This is a genomic window from Paracoccus sp. 22332 (assembly GCF_052045125.1).
Taxonomy (GTDB): Bacteria; Pseudomonadota; Alphaproteobacteria; order Rhodobacterales; family Rhodobacteraceae; genus Paracoccus; species Paracoccus haematequi_A.
The window spans coordinates 129,699-147,882 of sequence record NZ_JBQEOI010000005.1 but is presented as its reverse complement, the minus strand read 5'-3'; the positions used below and the strand labels follow the sequence as shown (position 1 = coordinate 147,882).

General features: G+C 66.7%; 17 protein-coding genes. 1 reads left to right on the top strand and 16 read right to left on the bottom strand.

What is annotated here, in order from left to right:
- Nucleotides 1-16 precede the first annotated feature (16 nt).
- The 9 genes from ytfQ to chvE (ACTJI6_RS07870) form a co-directional block, all read right to left on the bottom strand.
- The gene (gene ytfQ, locus ACTJI6_RS07910; RefSeq protein WP_440799382.1) at nt 17-976 is read right to left on the bottom strand and encodes a galactofuranose ABC transporter, galactofuranose-binding protein YtfQ; all 960 of its coding nucleotides are present in this window, start codon (nt 974-976) and stop codon (nt 17-19) included.
- 60 nt (nt 977-1,036) lie between these two features.
- Complete coding sequence (locus ACTJI6_RS07905) at nt 1,037-2,551, bottom strand: aldehyde dehydrogenase (NADP(+)) (RefSeq protein ID WP_126153751.1); 1,515 nt, start codon at nt 2,549-2,551, stop codon at nt 1,037-1,039.
- Between the two features lie 10 nt (nt 2,552-2,561).
- Complete coding sequence (locus ACTJI6_RS07900; protein ID WP_440799379.1) at nt 2,562-3,473, bottom strand: Gfo/Idh/MocA family protein; 912 nt, start codon at nt 3,471-3,473, stop codon at nt 2,562-2,564.
- On the bottom strand, nt 3,473-5,215 hold the full coding sequence (gene araD / locus ACTJI6_RS07895) for an L-arabinonate dehydratase (RefSeq protein ID WP_440799376.1): 1,743 nt from the start codon (nt 5,213-5,215) through the stop codon (nt 3,473-3,475). Before araD ends, ACTJI6_RS07900 begins: the two co-directional genes overlap by 1 nt.
- A 7-nt stretch (nt 5,216-5,222) precedes the next feature.
- Nucleotides 5,223-6,212, bottom strand: a complete 990-nt coding sequence (gene araD1 / locus ACTJI6_RS07890) for an AraD1 family protein (protein ID WP_440799373.1) — start codon at nt 6,210-6,212, stop codon at nt 5,223-5,225.
- A 3-nt stretch (nt 6,213-6,215) separates the two neighbouring features.
- On the bottom strand, nt 6,216-7,424 hold the full coding sequence (gene mmsB / locus ACTJI6_RS07885; RefSeq protein ID WP_440799370.1) for a multiple monosaccharide ABC transporter permease: 1,209 nt from the start codon (nt 7,422-7,424) through the stop codon (nt 6,216-6,218).
- Nucleotides 7,421-8,953 carry a multiple monosaccharide ABC transporter ATP-binding protein gene (gene mmsA, locus ACTJI6_RS07880; RefSeq protein ID WP_440799367.1) on the bottom strand — a complete coding sequence of 511 codons (1,533 nt, stop codon included), beginning with the start codon at nt 8,951-8,953 and terminating at the stop codon, nt 7,421-7,423. Before mmsA ends, mmsB begins: the two co-directional genes overlap by 4 nt.
- Nucleotides 8,954-9,005: 52 nt before the next feature.
- The gene (gene chvE, locus ACTJI6_RS07875; protein ID WP_440799364.1) at nt 9,006-10,067 is read right to left on the bottom strand and encodes a multiple monosaccharide ABC transporter substrate-binding protein; all 1,062 of its coding nucleotides are present in this window, start codon (nt 10,065-10,067) and stop codon (nt 9,006-9,008) included.
- A 65-nt stretch (nt 10,068-10,132) separates the two neighbouring features.
- The gene (chvE, locus tag ACTJI6_RS07870) at nt 10,133-11,188 is read right to left on the bottom strand and encodes a multiple monosaccharide ABC transporter substrate-binding protein (protein WP_440799361.1); all 1,056 of its coding nucleotides are present in this window, start codon (nt 11,186-11,188) and stop codon (nt 10,133-10,135) included.
- 122 nt (nt 11,189-11,310) lie between these two features.
- Between chvE (ACTJI6_RS07870) and ACTJI6_RS07865 the strand changes: the two genes are divergently transcribed.
- Nucleotides 11,311-12,255 (top strand): LysR family transcriptional regulator, encoded by a 945-nt coding sequence (locus ACTJI6_RS07865; protein ID WP_126153743.1) that lies wholly within the window; start codon nt 11,311-11,313, stop codon nt 12,253-12,255.
- On the opposite strand, the gene ACTJI6_RS07860 is transcribed toward ACTJI6_RS07865, so the two are convergent.
- The 7 genes from ACTJI6_RS07860 to ACTJI6_RS07830 all read right to left on the bottom strand — a co-directional run bounded on the left by ACTJI6_RS07860 (nt 12,233) and on the right by ACTJI6_RS07830 (nt 18,130).
- Nucleotides 12,233-13,036, bottom strand: a complete 804-nt coding sequence (locus tag ACTJI6_RS07860) for an ABC transporter permease (RefSeq protein ID WP_440799358.1) — start codon at nt 13,034-13,036, stop codon at nt 12,233-12,235. The two genes, ACTJI6_RS07865 and ACTJI6_RS07860, sit on opposite strands and share 23 nt — an antisense overlap.
- Nucleotides 13,033-13,914, bottom strand: coding sequence for an ABC transporter permease (locus tag ACTJI6_RS07855; RefSeq protein ID WP_440799355.1), 882 nt, complete (start codon nt 13,912-13,914; stop codon nt 13,033-13,035). The genes ACTJI6_RS07860 and ACTJI6_RS07855 overlap by 4 nt, the downstream gene beginning before the upstream one ends.
- The gene (locus tag ACTJI6_RS07850) at nt 13,907-14,971 is read right to left on the bottom strand and encodes an ABC transporter ATP-binding protein (RefSeq protein WP_440799352.1); all 1,065 of its coding nucleotides are present in this window, start codon (nt 14,969-14,971) and stop codon (nt 13,907-13,909) included. Before ACTJI6_RS07850 ends, ACTJI6_RS07855 begins: the two co-directional genes overlap by 8 nt.
- Nucleotides 14,972-15,023: 52 nt before the next feature.
- Nucleotides 15,024-16,148 carry an extracellular solute-binding protein gene (locus tag ACTJI6_RS07845; RefSeq protein ID WP_440799349.1) on the bottom strand — a complete coding sequence of 375 codons (1,125 nt, stop codon included), beginning with the start codon at nt 16,146-16,148 and terminating at the stop codon, nt 15,024-15,026.
- A gap of 118 nt (nt 16,149-16,266) precedes the next feature.
- Nucleotides 16,267-16,812, bottom strand: coding sequence for a biotin transporter BioY (locus ACTJI6_RS07840; RefSeq protein ID WP_440799347.1), 546 nt, complete (start codon nt 16,810-16,812; stop codon nt 16,267-16,269).
- Between the two features lie 3 nt (nt 16,813-16,815).
- Nucleotides 16,816-17,439 carry an energy-coupling factor transporter transmembrane component T family protein gene (locus ACTJI6_RS07835; protein ID WP_440799344.1) on the bottom strand — a complete coding sequence of 208 codons (624 nt, stop codon included), beginning with the start codon at nt 17,437-17,439 and terminating at the stop codon, nt 16,816-16,818.
- A complete protein-coding gene (locus tag ACTJI6_RS07830) occupies nt 17,414-18,130 on the bottom strand; it encodes an energy-coupling factor ABC transporter ATP-binding protein (protein WP_440799341.1) in 717 nt (238 codons plus the stop codon). Before ACTJI6_RS07830 ends, ACTJI6_RS07835 begins: the two co-directional genes overlap by 26 nt.
- Nucleotides 18,131-18,184 lie beyond the last annotated feature (54 nt).

Sequence of the window (18,184 nt, the reverse complement as noted above, 5' to 3'; positions counted from 1 at the left end):
GGCCCGGCGCAGGCGATCAGTAGCCCAGGCCCTTGCGGCGTTCGTATTCGCCCGCCGGATCGTCGGCCTGGGTGTACAGCTTCGATTCCGTCTGGATGAACTTCGGCGGCGTGGTGCCGTCCTTCCAATAGGCCGCCAAGGCGTCGAAGGCGGGACCGGCCATGTTGGGCGTCAGTTCGACGGTGGCATTCGCCTCTCCGGCAGCCATCGCCTGGAACAGATCGGGCACGCCGTCGATCGAGACGACCAGGATGTCGCTGCCCGGTTTCAGCCCGGCCTCCTTGATGGCCTGGATCGCGCCCACCGCCATGTCGTCGTTATGGGCGTAAAGCGCGCAGATGTCCTTGCCGCCGTTCTCGGCCTGGAGAAAGCTTTCCATCACCTCCTTGCCCAGGGCGCGGGTGAAATCGCCGGTCTGGCTGCGCACGATGGTCAGGTTCGGGTGGTCCTTGATGGCGTTTTCAAAGCCGGTCTTGCGGTCGATGGCGGGGCTGGATCCGGTGGTGCCCTGCAATTCGACGATGCGGCATTCGCGGTCGCCGACTTCGTTCGCCAGCCATTCGCCCGCGACCTCGCCTTCATGGACCAGGTTCGACCCCACGGCGGTCAGATACAGGTCGTCGGCGCTGTCCACCTGGCGGTCCAGCAGGACCACGGGGATCTCGGCCTCTTTCGCCTCTTGAAGGACGGAATCCCAGCCGGTGGCGACGACCGGGGCCAGCAGGATCGCGTCCACCCCCTGCGCGATGAAGGACCGGATCGCGGCGATCTGGTTTTCCTGCTTCTGCTGCGCGTCCGAGAATTGCAACTGGATGCCGCGCTCCTCGGCCTGCTGCCGGGTCAGTGTGGTTTCCGCCGCCCGCCAGCCCGATTCCGAACCGATCTGCGAAAATCCGACGGTTTCGCCCTCGGCCAGCGCGCCGGTGGCGGTCACCGCCAAAAGCGCGGCGGTGCCGAGCAGGGTCTTGATGGTCATGGTAATCCTCCCGTTGCGTTAAAATCGCCCGGCCCTCCCGCCGGGCGATGGTACGGGGCGTCAGACGCCCCGCAGATCCTCGGGCAACAGCGCCTCGGGGATGTTCTGATAGCTGACCGGGCGCAGGAACCGGCGGATCGCCATGGTCCCCACGCTGGTCGCGCCGAAGTTGGTCGAGGCCGGGTAAGGCCCGCCATGGACCATCGCGTCCGCGACCTCGACCCCGGTGGGCCAGCCGTTGGCCAGGATCCGGCCCGCCTTGCGTTCCAGGACCGGCATCAGGCGGCGCGCCAGATCCATGTCGCCGTCGTCCAGGTGCAGCGTGGCGGTCAACTGGCCCTCAAGCGACTGGGCCACCTCCAGCATCTGGTCCTCGCCCGTGACGGTGACGATCACGCCCAGCGGGCCGAACACCTCTTCGGCCAGGGTATGGTCGCGCAGGAACTCCTCGGCCGTGGTCTTGTAGACGGCGGGCAGCGCGTTGCGGCCTTCGCTGACGCCTTCGAAGACCGGCGTCGCCACCCCGGCGGCGCGTTCGGCGCCCGCGCGATAGGCCTCGGCGATGCCGTCGGTCAGCATCGCCTGCGGGGCGATCTTGGCCAGAGCGTCGCCCGCCGCCGTGGCGAAGGCGTCGGCCAGCACCCCCTTGGGCATCACGATCAGGCCGGGATTGGTGCAGAACTGGCCCGCGCCCATGGTCAGGCTGCCCGCCCAGCCCTCGGCCAGCTTGGCGCCGCGCGCGGCAAGCGCCTTGGGCAGGACGAAACCGGGATTGATGCTGCCCAGTTCGCCGAAGAAGGGAATCGGCTCGGGGCGGGCGGCACACAGGTCGAACAGCGCCCGGCCGCCGCGCAGGCTGCCGGTGAAGCCCACCGCCTTGATCAGCGGATGCTGGACCAGGGCCGCGCCGACCGCATGGCTGTCGCCGTGGATGAAGCTGAACACCCCGGCGGGCATCCCCGTCGCCTGGATGGCGGCGTGGATCGCCTGGGCCACGATCTCGCCGGTGCCGGGATGGGCGGGATGGCCCTTGACCACCACCGGACAGCCCGCGGCCAGCGCGGATGCCGTGTCGCCCCCCGCCGTCGAAAAGGCCAGCGGAAAGTTCGAGGCGCCGAACACCGCGACCGGACCGATGGGCCGCTGCATCAGCCGCAGGTCGGGGCGCGGCAGGGGCTGGCGGTCGGGCAGCGCCGGGTCGTGGCGGCGGTCCAGGTAATCGCCCTTGCGGATATGGTCCGCGAACAGCCGCAACTGGCCGGTGGTCCGCCCCCGTTCGCCGTTCAGCCGCGCCTCGGGCAGGCCGGTCTCGGCGCTGCCGATGGCGGTGATCGCCTCGGCGCGGGCCTCGATCTGGTCGGCGATGGCCTCAAGGAACAGGGCGCGATCCTCGCGCGAGGTGGCGGCATAATCGGCGAAGGCTTCCTCGGCGGCTTCGGCCGCGCGGTTCACCAGATCCACGGTTCCGCCGCTGAAGTCGTGCGGCGCGCCATGAGCGGGGGCGGAACGGAACGTCCCCTCTCCGGTCAGCCATTCGCCGGCGATCAGATGTTTACCATGGGGGGTGAAGGTCATTGCTGTATCCTCAGAAATGGAAGTCCGCGACGGTATTCCGCCGCCCGAGGGTGAAGGCATCGGCCACCAGCACCATGGGCGCAAGGTCCGTTTCCCGCTTTCCTGCGGCAATCAGCCCTGCCATGCGCGCATAAAGCGCCGGATATTCGCCCATGATGTCGTCTGCGCCCTGGACATGACGGCCGTCGATCTCCAGCCGGTTGCCGCCCATCCGCAGCGCCAGCACGCCGCCATCGGTCTGGAATTCCATGTCCCAGGTCTGCGGGCCTTCCTGGCGGAAATCGAAATCCGCCGCGATCTGCTGGCTGAATTGCAGCCGCGCGGCGATGGGGGCCTGCCGGTTGGCGGGAAAGTCCAGGTCGGCCGAAAGCAGGCGCAGGGGTTCGGGCAGGATCTCAGTCAGGATCGACAGGGCGTTGATGCCGGGATCGAAGACGCCCATGCCGCCTGCTTCAAAAATCCAGTCCTGGCCTGGATGCCATTTGCGCACATCCTCGCGCCAGGTGATGCGCCCTGAATGGATGGTCCGGCCCGCCAGCCAATCGCGGGCGGCGGCCACCGCCATCGCCATGCGCGAATGCCAGGTGGCGAAGATCGTGACGCCCTGCGCCTGCGCCAGATCGGACAGGATATGCACCTCGGCCAGGGTGGCGCCGGGGGGCTTTTCCAGCATCAGGTGTCGGCCCGCGCGCAGCACCGCCAGCGCCGCCTCGAAGCGCGGCACGGGCGGCAGGCACAGGCTGACGACCGGGATATCGGGCCGCGCCTCCAGCATGGCATGGATGTCGGTGAAGGCCTCGACGCCTTCCACCCTGCCATGGCGGCTGACGGTCGCGGCCAGATCCCAGTCCGGGCTGGCAGCAAGCGCGGGCACATGCTGGTCCAGGGCGATCTTGCCGATGCCGACTAACGCGATCTTCATCAGTGGCTGTCCTTTCCGACCGGATTGCCCCGGCAGCCTTTCAGGAAGTCCAGGTCCGCTCCGGTATCCGCGCCCTCGACATGGGCCTGATGCAGCCAGGCGTAACCACTTGTCGGCTGGTCGGGCAAAGGCCGCCATTCGGCCAGTCGCGCGGCCAGTTCGGCGTCGGGAATGTCCAGATGCAGCCGCCGGTTCGGCACGTCCAGTTCGATGAAATCGCCGTCACGGACCACCGCCAGCGGACCACCGGCGGCGGCTTCGGGCGAGGTGTGCAGCACCACCGTCCCGTAGGCCGTTCCCGACATCCGCGCGTCGGAAATCCGCACCATGTCGGTGATCCCCTTGCGCAGAACCTTGGGCGGCAGGCCCATGTTTCCGACCTCGGCCATGCCGGGATAGCCCTTGGGTCCGCAGTTCTTCATCACCATCACGCAGGTCTCGTCGATGTCCAGCGCCTCGTCGTTGATCCGGGCCTTGTAGTCGTCAATATCCTGGAACACGACGGCGCGGCCGCGATGGACCAGCAGATGCGGGCTGGCGGCCGAGGGTTTCAGTACCGCCCCCTTGGGAGCCAGGTTGCCGCGCAGCACGGCGATGCCGCCCTGTTCGGTCAGCGGGCGGTCAGCGGGCAGGATCACGTCCTCGTTCCAGTTCACCACGTCGCGAACCTCGTCCCAGATGGTCATGCCGCTGACGGTCAGCGCGTCCTTGTGCAACTGCCCGGCCTCGCCCAGCCGTTTCAGGACCACCGGCAGCCCGCCCGCATAGAAGAATTCCTCCATCAGGTACGCGCCCGAGGGCATCAGGTTCACGATGGTCTTCACGTCGCGCCCGCAGCGGTCCCAGTCGTCCAGCGTCAGATCGACGCCCACCCGCCCCGCGATGGCCAGCAGGTGAATGACCGCATTCGTGGACCCGCCGATGGCGCCGTTGGTGCGGATGGCGTTTTCGAAGGCGGGCTTGGTCAGGATGTCGCTGGGCTTCAGGTCGTCCTTGACCATCTGCACGATCCGCCGCCCCGAAAGCTGCGCCATCACGCGGCGGCGCGAATCCACCGCCGGGATCGCGGCATTGCCCGACAGCGCCATGCCAAGCGCCTCGGCCATGGACGCCATGGTGGAGGCCGTGCCCATCGTGTTGCAGGTGCCGGTGGAACGGGACATCGACGCCTCGGCCTCCAGGAACTCGTCCTGCGTCATCTCGCCGGCCTTCACGGCTTCGCTGAACTTCCACAGATGCGTGCCCGACCCCACACGTTCGCCCCGGAAATATCCGTTCAGCATCGGCCCGCCCGTCACGACGATGGAGGGGATGTCGGTCGATGCCGCCGCCATCAGCAGCGACGGTGTGGTCTTGTCGCAGCCGACCAGCAGCACCGCGCCGTCTATCGGCTGGCCGCGCATGGTTTCCTCAATCGCCAGCGCGGCGAGGTTGCGGAACATCATCGCGGTCGGGCGGAAGGTGTTCTCGGATGCGGAGAAGACCGGCACCTCGACCGGGAAGCCGCCTGCCTCCCAGACGCCGGCCTTCACCTTTTCGGCAAGTTCGCGCAGGTGGCCGTTGCAGGGGGTCAGGTCGGACCAGGTGTTCAGGATGCCGATCACCGGGCGGCCGTCGAACAGGTCGTGCGGATAGCCCTGATTCTTCATCCAGCCGCGGTGATAGATCGCATCGCGCGAGGTGCCCCCATACCAATGCTGGGAACGAAGCTGGCGGAGCCAGGGGGCGGGTGTGAACGTCATGATAGCCTCAGAGGGTGGCGACGGCGACGGGGGTGCCGCCGTCCGGCTGCTGGTCCAGCGGGTTCGCCAAGGGCAAACCCAGGGCCGGGGATTCGATCTGGAAGACATCGCCCGCCTGCGCCTTGACGCCATCGGCGAAGGACAGCGTGGCGGTGCCGAAGAAATGCACATGCACGTCGCCCGGCTGGCGGAACAGCGCATACTTGAAGTGGTGATGCTCCAGGTTCGCAAGGCTGTGCGACATGTTGGATTCGCCCGACAGGAAGGGCTTTTCCCAGATCACCGCACCGCCCCGCAGGATCCGGCTGGTGCCCTCGACATGCTGGGGCAGATCGCCGACCAGCATTTCGGGGCCGAAGCTCGCGGGGCGCAGCTTGGAATGGGCCAGCCACAGGTAGTTGCCGCGTTCCGTCACATGGTCGGAAAACTCGTTCGCCAAGGCAAAGCCCAGCCGGAAGGGCGTGCCGTCCGGGCCGATCAGGTAAAGCCCCGCGATTTCCGGTTCCTCGCCCGCGTCCAGGGCAAAGCCTGGGGACACCAGAGCCGCGCCGGGCGCCACAGCGTTGACGCCGTTGCCCTTGTAGAACCATTCGGGCTGCACGCCCGCCGCGCCCGCCTGCGGCTTGCCGCCCTCCAGCCCCATGCGGAACATCTTCATGCTGTCGGTCAGCGCCTCGGCATCCGCCTTGGCGTGCATGGAATTGCGGGTGGCGGCGCTGCCCAGATGCGTCAGCCCGGTGCCGGTCAGGTGCAGATGCGCCGGGTCGTCATGGTCCAGCGGCAGCAGGACACGGCCATCTGCCAGGGCTGCGGCCAGATCGACCGCTTCGCCCCTGCCCCGTGCCGTCACCTCGGCTTCAAGGCCGCGCCCGGCGGCGATGGCGGCAAGGGCCAGATCGCGGGTGGTCCGCGCGCCGGGCACGATCCAGGCGCCGTCGTCGGTCCGTGCGGCGACGGCCCGGTCGCCGCCGGGGCTTTTCAGTTGCGACAGAAACATGGGTCAGCCCTGCTTGGTCTTGTTGTAAACGTCGAAGATGACGGCGGCCAGAAGCACCAGCCCCTTGATCACCTGCTGATAGTCGATGCCGATCCCCATGATCGACATGCCGTTGTTCATCACGCCCATGATCAGCGCGCCGACCACCACGCCGATGATCCGTCCCGACCCCCCGGCCATCGAGGCCCCGCCGATGAAGACGGCCGCGATCACGTCCAGTTCGAAACCGACACCCGCCTTGGGGGTGGCGCTGTTCAGACGCGCGGTGACGATCATGCCGGCCAGGGACGCCAGAACGCCCATGTTGACGAAGGTGAAGAAGACCAGCCGTTCGGTCTTGATGCCCGACAGCTTCGCGGCCTTCTCGTTCCCGCCCAGGGCATAGATGCGCCGCCCGGTGGTCGTGGATTCGGTGAAAAAGGCATAGAGCACGATCAGCACCGACATGATCAGCAGCACGTTCGGCAGGCCCCGGAAGCTGGCCAGCTTCCAGCCCACGAACAACAGCGCGATCACCACCACCGCGTTGCGCGCCCAGAAGAACCCGGCGGGTTCGGGGGCGATGCCGAATTCGGCCTCTCTCGCGCGGCCGCGGATGCCCGCCCAGACGATGGCGGCGGCGGCCACGGCGACCAGGATCAGCGCGGTGAAGTTGGGCTTGTCCGGGCCGAACAGGTCGGGGATGAAGCCGGTGGACAGCGCCTGGAAGGACCGCTCGAACGGGCCGATGTTCTGGCCGCCCAGCAGCCACAGGGTCAGACCCCGGAACACCAGCATCCCGGCCAGCGTGACGATGAAGGACGGGATGCGCCAATAGGCGATCCAGTACCCTTGGGCCGCGCCGATCAGCCCGCCCACGACCAGCACCATGGGGACCACAACCAGCATCGGCAGTTGCATCTTGACCAGCAGCATGGACGCCACCGCCCCGGTGAAGGCCGCGACCGATCCGACCGACAGGTCGATATGGCCCGCCACGATCACCAGCAGCATCCCCAAGGCCATGATGATGACATAGCTGTTTTGCAAAAACAGGTTGGTGATGTTCTGCGCCGACAGGAAATCGACCCCCTGGACCGCGCGCACGATGACGAAGAAGAACAGGACGATGGCGACCAGGGCCAACATCATGCCGTTTTCCCGCAGGTGGCTGCCCAGATGGGCGCCGATGCCCGTCGCGGTGGCGGGCTTGTTCGCGTCAGCCGTGCTCATGCGGCCTCTCCCTTCATTCCGTCTTGCAGGATCAGGGCCATGATCCGTTCCTGGCTGGCCTGATCGCGGGTCAGTTCACCGGCGATCCGGCCTTCGTTCATGACATAGATGCGGTCGCACATGCCCAAAAGCTCGGGCATTTCCGAACTGATCATGACCACGCCATGCCCCTGGCCCGCCAGGTCGTTCATGATGTTGTAGATCTCGAACTTGGCGCCCACGTCGATGCCGCGCGTGGGTTCGTCCAGGATCAGCACCTTGGGATCGGTGAACAGCCATTTCGACAGCACGACCTTTTGCTGGTTGCCGCCCGACAGGTTCACGACCCGCTGAAACACGCTGGGCGTGCGGATGTTCATGGCCTTGCGGTATCGTTCCGCCACCTGCTGTTCGCGGCCCCGCGACAGCACCGCGCCCTTGGCAATGCCTTCCAGATTCGCCAAGGAGATGTTGCGCAGGATCGGCTCGTCCAGGATCAGGCCCAGGACCTTGCGGTCCTCGGTGACGTAAGCCAGCCCCGCGTCGATGGCGCGCGACACGGTGGACAGGTCGGGCCGGGCGCCCCCCAGCGTCACCTCGCCCCGGATGTCGCGGCCATAGCTGCGGCCGAACAGGCTCATGGCGAATTCGGTGCGGCCCGACCCCATCAGGCCGGCGATGCCGACGATCTCTCCCTTGCGGACGGTCATCGATACGTCCCGGATCACCTGGCGCGGCTGGTCGGGGTGCATCACGGACCAGTTCCGCACCTCCATCAGCACCTCGCCGATCCGGGGCGTCCGGTCGGGATAGCGATGCGCCATGTCGCGGCCCACCATGTCGCGGATGATCCGGTCCTCGGTGATTTCGCTGCGGTCCAGGGTGGACACGGTGGAGCCGTCGCGGATCACGGTCACGCGGTCGGCGACGCGGCGGATCTCGTTCAGCTTGTGGCTGATGATGATCTGGGTGACGCCCTGTTCCTTCAGCTCCAGCATCAGGTCCAGCAGCTTCTGGCTGTCGTTTTCCTGCAACGCGGCGGTCGGTTCGTCCAGGATCAGCAGACGCACGTTCTTGGCCAGCGCCTTGGCGATTTCCACAAGCTGCTGCTTGCCCACGCCCAGCTTTTCCACCTTGGTGGTCGGCGCCTCGGTCAGGCCGACCTTGCGCAGCAGCGCCTCGGTCTTCTGATAGGCCAAGGGCCAGTTGATGACCCCGCCGCTGGCGACCTCGTTGCCCAGGAACAGGTTCTCGGCCACCGAAAGCAGCGGCACCAGGGCCAGTTCCTGGTGGATGATGACGATGCCCGCATGTTCGCTGTCGCGGATGTCGCGGAAGCGCGCAGGCTTGCCGTCATACAGGATCTCGCCCTCGTAGCTGCCATGGGGATAGACGCCCGACAGCACCTTCATCAGCGTCGATTTCCCCGCGCCGTTCTCGCCGCAGATGGCGTGGATTTCGCCTTCGCGCACCGACAGGTTGACGTTGCTCAGCGCACGCACGCCGGGAAACGTCTTGGTGATGCCCTGCATTTCCAGAATGGCGGTCATCGCGGTCCTCCCTTGGTGAAGCAGCCCCGGTCTGCGCCGGAACCGCAGGGGATCACTTCAACTGGTCTTCGGTGTAATAACCCGAATCCACCAGAACCTCTTTCCAGTTCGCCGCCGTGACCGCGACCGGCTCCAGCAGGAAGGACGGCACGACCTTCTGGCCGTTGTCATAGGTCTTGGTGTCGTTCACCTCGGGTTCCTTGCCTTCCAGCATGGCGTTGACCATCCCCACCGTGACCTTGGCCAGTTCGCGCGTGTCCTTGAAGACCGTCGAATACTGTTCGCCGTCGATGATCGCCTTGATGCCGGGGATTTCCGCGTCCTGCCCGGTGATGATCGGCATCTTCAGGTCGCCCGATCCGTAGCCCACGCCCTTCACGGACGAGATGATGCCGCGGGCCAGCCCGTCATTCGCCGACAGCACGCCATGAACCTGTTTGTCGCCGTAATTCGCGGACAGGATGTTGTCCATCCGCGACTGGGCTGTGGCCGCGTCCCACCGCAGCGTGCCGACCTTGTCGAGGCCCGTCTGCCCCGAGGGGACCACGATGTTGCCCGCGTCGATCAGCGGCTGAAGGACGCTCATCGCGCCATCATAGAAGAAATAGGCGTTGTTGTCGTCCGGGCTGCCGCCGAACAGCTCGACGTTCCAAGGCTTCTGGTCCGGGAAGCGTTCCTTCAGGCCCTCGACCAGAGAGGTGCCCTGCATGACGCCGACCTTGAAGTTGTCGAAGGTCGCGTAATAATCGACATTCGGCGTGTCGCGGATCAGGCGGTCATAGGCGATGACCTTGATGTCCGCCGCCTTGGCGTTTTCCAGCGCGTTCGACAGGGTCGTGCCGTCCAGCGCCGCGATCACCAGCACCTTCGCGCCCGTGGTGATCATGTTCTCGATCTGGCTCAGCTGCGCCGGGATGTCGTCATTGGCGTATTGCAGGTCGGTCTGATACCCGGCCTCCTGGAACTGCTTGACCATGTTCTCACCGTCTGCGACCCAGCGCGCGGTGATCTTTTCGGGCATCGAGATGCCCACCTTTTCATCGGCTGCCATTGCGGCCAGCGGGACCGTCATCGCCATGGCCGCGACAGTCAGGATATGTCTCAGCTTCGTCATTCGCATCCCCTCCCCAAGGTGCCGGTCGATCTGGGGGCGGAACCCTTCGGCCCGCCCCGCAAGGATCACTTCAGCTGATCTTCGGTGTAGTAACCGGAATCGATCAGAGCCTCCTTGATGTTGGCCTTGGTCACCGGCACCGGCTCCAACAGATAGGAGGGCACGACCTTGACGCCGTTGTCATAGGTCTCGGTGTCGTTGATTTCCGGCTCGGTCCCTTTCAGAACGGCGTCCACCATGCCCACGGTGACGCGGGCCAGTTCGCGGGTGTCCTTGAAGATGGTCGAATACTGCTCGCCCGCCTCGATGGATTTCACCGACTGCACCTCGGCGTCCTGGCCGGTGACGATGGGCATCTGCATGTCGCCCGACCCATAGCCCACGCCCTTCAGCGACGACAGGATCCCGATGGACAGCCCGTCATAGGGCGACAGCACCCCATGGACCTGCTTGTCGCCATAGTTCGAGGACAGAAGGTTATCCATCCGCGCCTGCGCCACCGCCGGATCCCAGCGCAGCGTGCCGACCTTTTCCATGCCGGTCTGGCCCGACCCGATCACGATGGAACCATCGTCGATCAGCGGCTGAAGAACCGACATCGCGCCGTCATAGAAGAAGAAAGCGTTGTTGTCGTCGGGGCTGCCGCCGAACAGTTCCACGTTCCAGGGCTTCACGTCCGGGAAGCGTTCCTTCAGCCCGTCGACCAGCGTGGTCGCCTGCTGGACGCCGACCTTGAAGTTGTCGAAGGTCGCGTAATAGTCCACATGCTCGGACCCGCGGATCAGGCGGTCATAGGCGATCACCTTGATGTCGGCGGCGGCGGCGTTTTCCAGCGCGTTCGACAGGGTGGTGCCATCGATGGCGGCGATCACCAGGACGTTCACGCCCTTGGTGATCATGTTTTCCACCTGGGCCAGCTGGTTCGGGATGTCGTCCTCGGCATATTGCAGATCGGTGTCGTAACCGGCTTCCTGCAACTGCTTGACCATGTTGTTGCCGTCGTCGATCCAGCGGGCGGACGATTTGGTGGGCATCGCGATGCCGATGGTTTCCGCCATGGCGCCGGTCGCCAGCCACGAGACCCCGATCGCCAGCGCGACCGCAGCGGTTCTGAACTTCATCTGTATCCTCCCCTTGCGCGGCACATGGGCCACGCATCCTCCGAATAGATGAGAAAAGATGTAGCAAACGGTTATCATGCCGGTAAAATGATAAAATAGGCAATCTTCATACCGAAAATGATATGTCCATACGCGCCCTGAAGCCGCCGCAACTGCGCCTGATCCACGAAATCGCCCTGCACGGACAGTTGCAGATGGCGGCCGAAGCGCTGGCCATGACCCAGCCCGCCGCCTCTCGGATGCTGGCCGAGGCGGAACGCCATGTCGGCGCGGCCCTGTTCCTCCGCCAGCCCAAGGGGATGGAGCCGACCGAGATCGGCACCGCCGTGCTGCGCCGCGCCCGCGTGATCCTGCGCGAGATGGCCAGCATCGAATCGGACGTGCGCGCCCTGCGCGGCGGCTATGCCGGTTCGGTGCGGGTGGGGGCGGTGACAGGACCGGCGATCAGCTATCTTGTCAGCGCGATCCGCCAGATCAAGGAGGAAAGCCCCGGCGCCGACATCACCGTGGACGTGATGCCCTCGCGCGATCTGCTGATGCAGTTGTCGGGTGGAGAGATGGATTTCGTTCTGGGCCGGATCCTGCCGGAATTCGACAGCGACGCCTTCAACATCCTGCCGATGTCGGATGAAAAGGTGGCGCTGATGGCGCGGGCCGATCATCCGCTGGCCCGCGCCAGACTGGTCACGCTGACCGAACTGGCCGGGCAGGAATGGATCATGCAGCAGCGCGGCGCCCCGATCCGCGAGGCGACGCTGGCCGCCTTCGCGGGCGTCGGGCTGTCGGAACCCGACAACATCGTCAACAGCCCGTCGCTGCTGCTGACCATCGCCTATCTGGCGCAGACCAATGCGATCACTCCGGTGTCCCAAGAGGTCGCCGAACTGCTGATCCGCCCGCCGGTCGGGGCCGGGTTCACGATCATCCCGACGCCGCAGCCGATCCGGGTGTCGCCCTATTTCCTGCTGGATCTGAAACGCCGCCCGCTGTCGCCGCTGGCAAAACGCCTGCGCGACGCGGTGGCGCAGATGTCGCGCAGCCCGATCAGGAACGCGGACGCGCGCTGAGTTGCCTGCGCCGGGCGATCTCGTATGCCACCGCGCCGATCACCGTGACGGCGATGATGACCAAGGCCAGGGCATTGACGGCAGGCGTCAGGCCGGTGCGGACCTTGGTGGCGATGAACACGGTCAGCGGCGTCTCGAACCCGCGCACGAACAGCGTGGTGTTGTAGTTTTCCACCGATTGCAGGACCGCCAGCCCCCCGGATGCCAGCAGCGCGGGCCGCAGGAAGGGCAGCAGCACCCGGCGGAACACCATCAGCCGCGACGCGCCCAGGCCCAGGGCCGCCTCCTCTTGCGTGCGGTCGAAGCGTTGCAGCCGCGCCATCACCATCAGCATCACATAGCAGATGATGAAGGTCGTCTGCGCCACCACGATCAGCGCGATGCCTCCGCCCACGCCCACCTGCCGCCACAGGATCAGCGTGGAAATCCCGATCACCACCCCCGGCGTCAGCAGGGGCGAGACCATCACCGCATAGGCGAAGCTGCGCGCCCGCGCATGCAGCGTGGTCAGCACCAGGGCTGCGGCGGTGCCGACCGGCAACGCCACCAGCACCACAAAGAACGCCACGATGGCCGAGGTCCACAGCGCCCGCCACATCGCCGCATCCGCCCACATCGCCGAAAACCAGTCCAGCGTCGTGCCCTGCCAGGGGATCACCGTGGGAAAGCGGCTGGTGTTGAAGGCGGCGGCGCCCATGATGATCAGCGGCATGAACAGATAGGCCACGAAGGCCAGCAGATACAGCACGAACAGCCCGCGAAAGATCCGGTCAGGCGTCATTTCGCCACGTCCGTCAGGTTCACGCGGAAGACGCGTAGCGTGACCAGCACCACGGCCAGGCACAGGACCAGCAGCGTCAGCGCATAGGCCGCGCCCCGGTTCCAGTCGCCGCCCTCGAAGAACCAGTTATAGATGATCTCGGTGAACCAGCGGCTGCCGGGCGACCCCAGCAGCGCGGGGGCGACATAGGATCCGGCGGCCAGCATGAAGGTGAAGACGCAGCCGGTGGCGATGCCCGCCTTGGCGTGCGGGATGACGATGCGCCAATGCGTCCGCCAGGCGGGCGAACCCAGATCCCGCGCGGCTTCCAGCTGCGCTTTGTCCAAGGATTCTATGGCGTTATAGATCGGCAGCAGCATGAACAGGATATAGGCATAGACCATCCCCGCCAGCACGCCGCCATCGCCCTGCCAGCGGATCGGCGCGTCGATCAACCCGATCCCCTGCAAGACCGCGTTCAGCGGCCCGCGATAGGCCAGCAGGATGAACCAGGCCAGCGTGCGCAGCACCTCGTTGATGAAGAAGGGGATGATGACCAGCATCAGCGCGATGGACAGCTGCCCCGGCGTCGCGCGCTGCGCCATCCAGAAGGCGATGGGATAGCAGACCACCAGCGTCAGCAGGGCCACAAGCGCGCTGGCCCAGACCGTCTTGAAGAAGATCGCGCGATGCACGCCTTCGTTCGCCAGATACAGGAAATTGTCCGCCGACCATATGTCCTGCGGCCCGCCGACCTGCGCGGGCGGCAGGTTCGGCCGCAGCGCATAGTCGATCATCATCAGGTTCGGCGCCAGCACCATCGCCGCAAGCCAGACCAGCACCAGCGACAGAAAGATCGTCGCCAGGCCGCCGCCAAAGCGCGCATAAAGATCACGCATCGGCCAGCACCACCGCATGTTCCGGCGCAAAGGAAAAGCTGGCATCCGTCCCCGGCGCGGGCGCATCCGACAGCCGGGTCGAGGGCACCGCCGCCGTCAGCGCCGCGCCGTCGGCAAACTGGCCGTGGATCAGGGCGAAGGCCCCTTCGAAATCCATGCGGCCGACACGGGCGCGCAGGGTATTGGCGCCGACGCCGGGCATCAGCGCCTCGGGGCGGACATAAAGCGTGGCGGCCTGGCCGATGGCGACGGCGCCCTGCGCGCGCCCGTGCAGCGGACCAAGGGCGGTATCCACGCGCGCCATGCCGTCGCCCACGGCGCTGACCCGGCCGGCGATCGCGTTGGTTTCACCCACGAAACGCGCGACGAAGGGCGTGGCGGGATTGTCGTAAAGCTGGCGCGGGGTGGCTGTCTGCTGCAACACACCCGCCGACATCACGGCCACGCGGTCGGACATGGCCAGCGCCTCGGACTGATCGTGGGTGATATAGATGAAAGTGACGCCCGTGCGCTTCTGAAGGCTGCGGAGTTCCGCCCGCATATGCTGGCGCAGCTTCAGATCCAGCGCCGACAGCGGCTCGTCCAGCAGCAGCACGCCCGGTTCCACGGCCAGGGCGCGGGCGATGGCGACCCGCTGGCGCTGTCCGCCCGACAACTCGCCGGGCATCCTGTCGCCGTATCCTTCCAATGCGATCAAACGCAGCAGATCGTCCGCCCGCTTGCGGCGTTCCGCGCGGCCCATGCCCCGCGCTTCCAGCCCGAAGGCGATGTTTTCCCAGACCGGCATCAGCGGGAACAGGGCCAGCGATTGGAAGATCATCGCCGTCGGCCGCTGGTTCGGGCCAAGCCCGGCCATGTCCTCGCCGCCGATCAGCACCCGTCCCTCGGTCGGCTGGATGAACCCGGCGATCATCCGCAGGATGGTGGTCTTGCCGCAGCCCGACGGTCCCAGGATCGAGAAGAACTCGCCCGGCTGGACCGTGAAGGACACGCCGCTGACCGCCTGCGTCGTGCCGAAGCGCATCCCGATCCCGTCAAGCTCCACCGAATGCGACATCCGTCCCCCGTTGGTGAGGGACAGGGGTTGGCTCCCTTGTCCCGGTTGGTCCTCAGGCCGACAGGAAGCGGTCCTGGTATTCGTTGCGCTTGGTCACATACCAGTTTTCCTGGATCGGCCACCACCACAGCTTGTCCAGCGCGTCGCCCGGATAGGCGGCGGCGAAGAAGGCCTTGGCCTGATCCGACAGCAGATCGGCCGATCCCACGGCGGTCGAGTTGATCGAGGTCGCGTTGCTGTACATCGCCCCCGCTTCCGGCGTCAGGAACCAGTTGATGAAGGCATAGGCGGCGTCCAGGTTCGCGGCGCCCTTGGGGATCGACAGCCCCTCCATCCAGGCCAGCGCGCCTTCCTTGGGCGCGATGAAGCCCACCGGCAGATCTTCCTTGGCCAGCGCGGCGGCGGTCGAATCCCAGGTCTGGCCGATGGCCGCGCCGTTGACGCGGAAGGCGCCCTGGGCCTCGTTCTCGTTGTTCCAGAACTGGATGATGTTGCCCTTGCGGGCGATCGCCTCGGCGACGATCACGTCGAAGATCTCGACCTGGGCCTCGGGGGTCTTGAAGGCGTCCAGCAGCGGACGGGGCAGCTTGCCCTCGGATTCCAGCCACAGGCCAAGGCCCACCAGCGCGGAATGGGCGCGCACGGTGGCCTTGCCCGCCGCGGCCTCGCCCCAGATGTCGCCATAGGAGGCGCTGCCGTATTCCAGCGGCATCTGGTCGCGGTCGAAGGCCACCGCCTCGGTCCCCCAGTCGGTCGGCACCTGATAGCGCTTGCCGTCCACCACCGCGCCCAGGTTCGTGGAATTTTCCCAGGCCGAGGGCAGCACCTTCGCCACCTCGATCTTCGCTTCGTCCAGCGGCTGCACCAGGTCGAATTCGACATAGTTCGGCACCCGGTCCACGGTCGGCCAGATCAGGTCGAAGCCCGCGCCGTTGTTGGCACGCAACTGGTTCAGCAATTCGTCGTTGGTGGCATAGGGGGTGTATTGCGGCTTGATCCCGGTGGCCTTTTCGAACGCGCCCAGAATCTCGTCGTTCAGATAGCCCGCCCAGGCGAAGATGTTCAGCGTGCCCGACCCTTGGGCAAATCCCGGCCGCGCGATCAGCGGCGCGGCCAGTGTCAGGCCCGCGGTTGCCGCGGCACCCTTCAAAAGCCCGCGGCGATGGAATGTGGTCATGTGTCGTCCCCCGATAAGGCCGCCCCGCCGGGGCGGTGGTCAATCGGCGCCAAGCATAGACCGGCCCTGTGACAGGTCAAAGACTTGTCTGATCTTTCATCGAAAATCAGCCGCCCCCTCAGTGCCGCGACAGCAGGCTGTCGGGGCGCGACCGCGCCAGGGCCTGGGTGATCAGCCCGGTCAGCACCGCCTTGATCAGGTCGCCGGGGATGAAGGCCGTCACCAGAACCGCGCATTCGGCCAAGGTCTTGCCCAGCGCGATGGACATGCCGACGATGCCGAAGGCATACAGCACCACGATCCCGCCGATGACCGAGGCCGCCGTCGCCGTCACCGCCAGGGGCGCGCCGCGCCAGCGTTCGACGATCAGCCCGGTGACGAAGGCCGCGACCGGCCAGCCGATGAAGAAGCCCGAGGTCGGCGCGACGAAGGCCCCCAGGCCCCCGCGCCCGCCCGCCAGCAGCGGCAGGCCCAGCGCCACCAGCGCCATCAGCAGCAGCACCGCCAGCGCGCCGCGCCGCGCGCCCAGGATCGCGCCCGCCAGCATCACGCCCATGCTCTGCGCGCTGATCGGCACGCCGAAGCCCAGCGTCAGGCTGGGGATCAGCCCCAGGGCGGCGATCAGCGCGGCGAACAGCGCGATCCGGGTCATGTTGCGTTCCATCCGTCAGTCCCTCCCTGATCCGGTATCGGGCAGAATCCCGCCCCGCGCGCGCAGAGCTTCGGCGACATGATCGGCGTCGTCCAGTGCCAAGGCGGCCATCGGCATGACAATCCGCCAGTTCGGCCGCCGGTGCGACCGGGCGCGCCAAGCCATCGACAGCCTGTTGCCGTTTTCCACCAGCATCGGGGTGAAGCGCAGCACCATGGCGATGGCAAGCGTCACCGCGCGGGTGGACAGGCCGATCCGGCGCAGCGGCGCCAGCAGCCAGGTCAGCACCGCGATCATCTCGGTCAGCCGCGTGGTCATGGTCACGAAATTCGCCAGCGCCAGCGCCGCCAGCAGGCGCAGGGCGATGATCAAGCCCGCCTGCACCTGCCCGGTCAGCCCGTGCCAGACCGCGATCAGCAGCAGGAACGGCCACAGCATCCGCAGATGGCGCAGCCCCTGCCGCAGGAAGACCGCGCCCGCCGTCAGATACAGCGCCGCGATGGCCAGCAAGCCCACCCCCAGCATCCACGGACGGTCGGCTAGGAACAGCGCCACGGTCAGCGCAGACAGGATCAACAGCTTGGTCCCGGCAGGCAGGCGATGCGCCCAGGTCTCAGTCGGTGAGGTCAGCGAGATCATCGAGACGCCCCCAATCCAGCATCTGCGCCTCAAATCGCGGCAGGATCTCGCCCGGCGGGCCGTCCGCGACCAACCCTCCCTGATCCAGCCACAGGATCCGGTCGAAGCCGCGAAGCTGGCCCGGATCATGCGTCACCATCACCACCTGCGCCGCGATCCCGCCCAGATAGCGCATCAGCTGCATCCGCGTCGGGATGTCCAGGCCCGAGAACGGCTCGTCCATCACGACCACCCCCGGCCGCATCGCCAGCACCGCCATCAGGCACAGAAGCTGCTTCTGCCCCTGCGACAGGCTGTGCGTCGCCGCGCCCGCCCAGTGCCCCTTGCCGAAACGGTCCAGCATGGCCTGGGCCGCGGCCTCCGCCTCGCCGGGGCGGCGGCCCTGCTGGGTCAGGCCGAAGGCGATTTCCTCCAGGACAGTCGGGAAGATGATCTGGTGATCGGGATTCTGGAAAATGAGTCCGACGCTTGCCAGGGCCGCGCGGCGGTTGCGCGCCATGTCGATGCCGCCGATCCGGGCGGTCCCGGAATCGGGTGCGATCAGTCCCGCGATCACCCGCGCCAGCGTCGTCTTGCCCGACCCGTTGCGCCCGACAATGCCGACCCGCCCCTCGGCCAGATGGGCCGAAACGCCTTGCAGCACAGGACGTCCGGCCAGCGTCACGCCGATGTCGCGCAGGTCCACGCTCATCGTCCGCCTGTCCCGACAGTGTGCCGTTCGGATCGTGATGCCATCGCGCAAAGC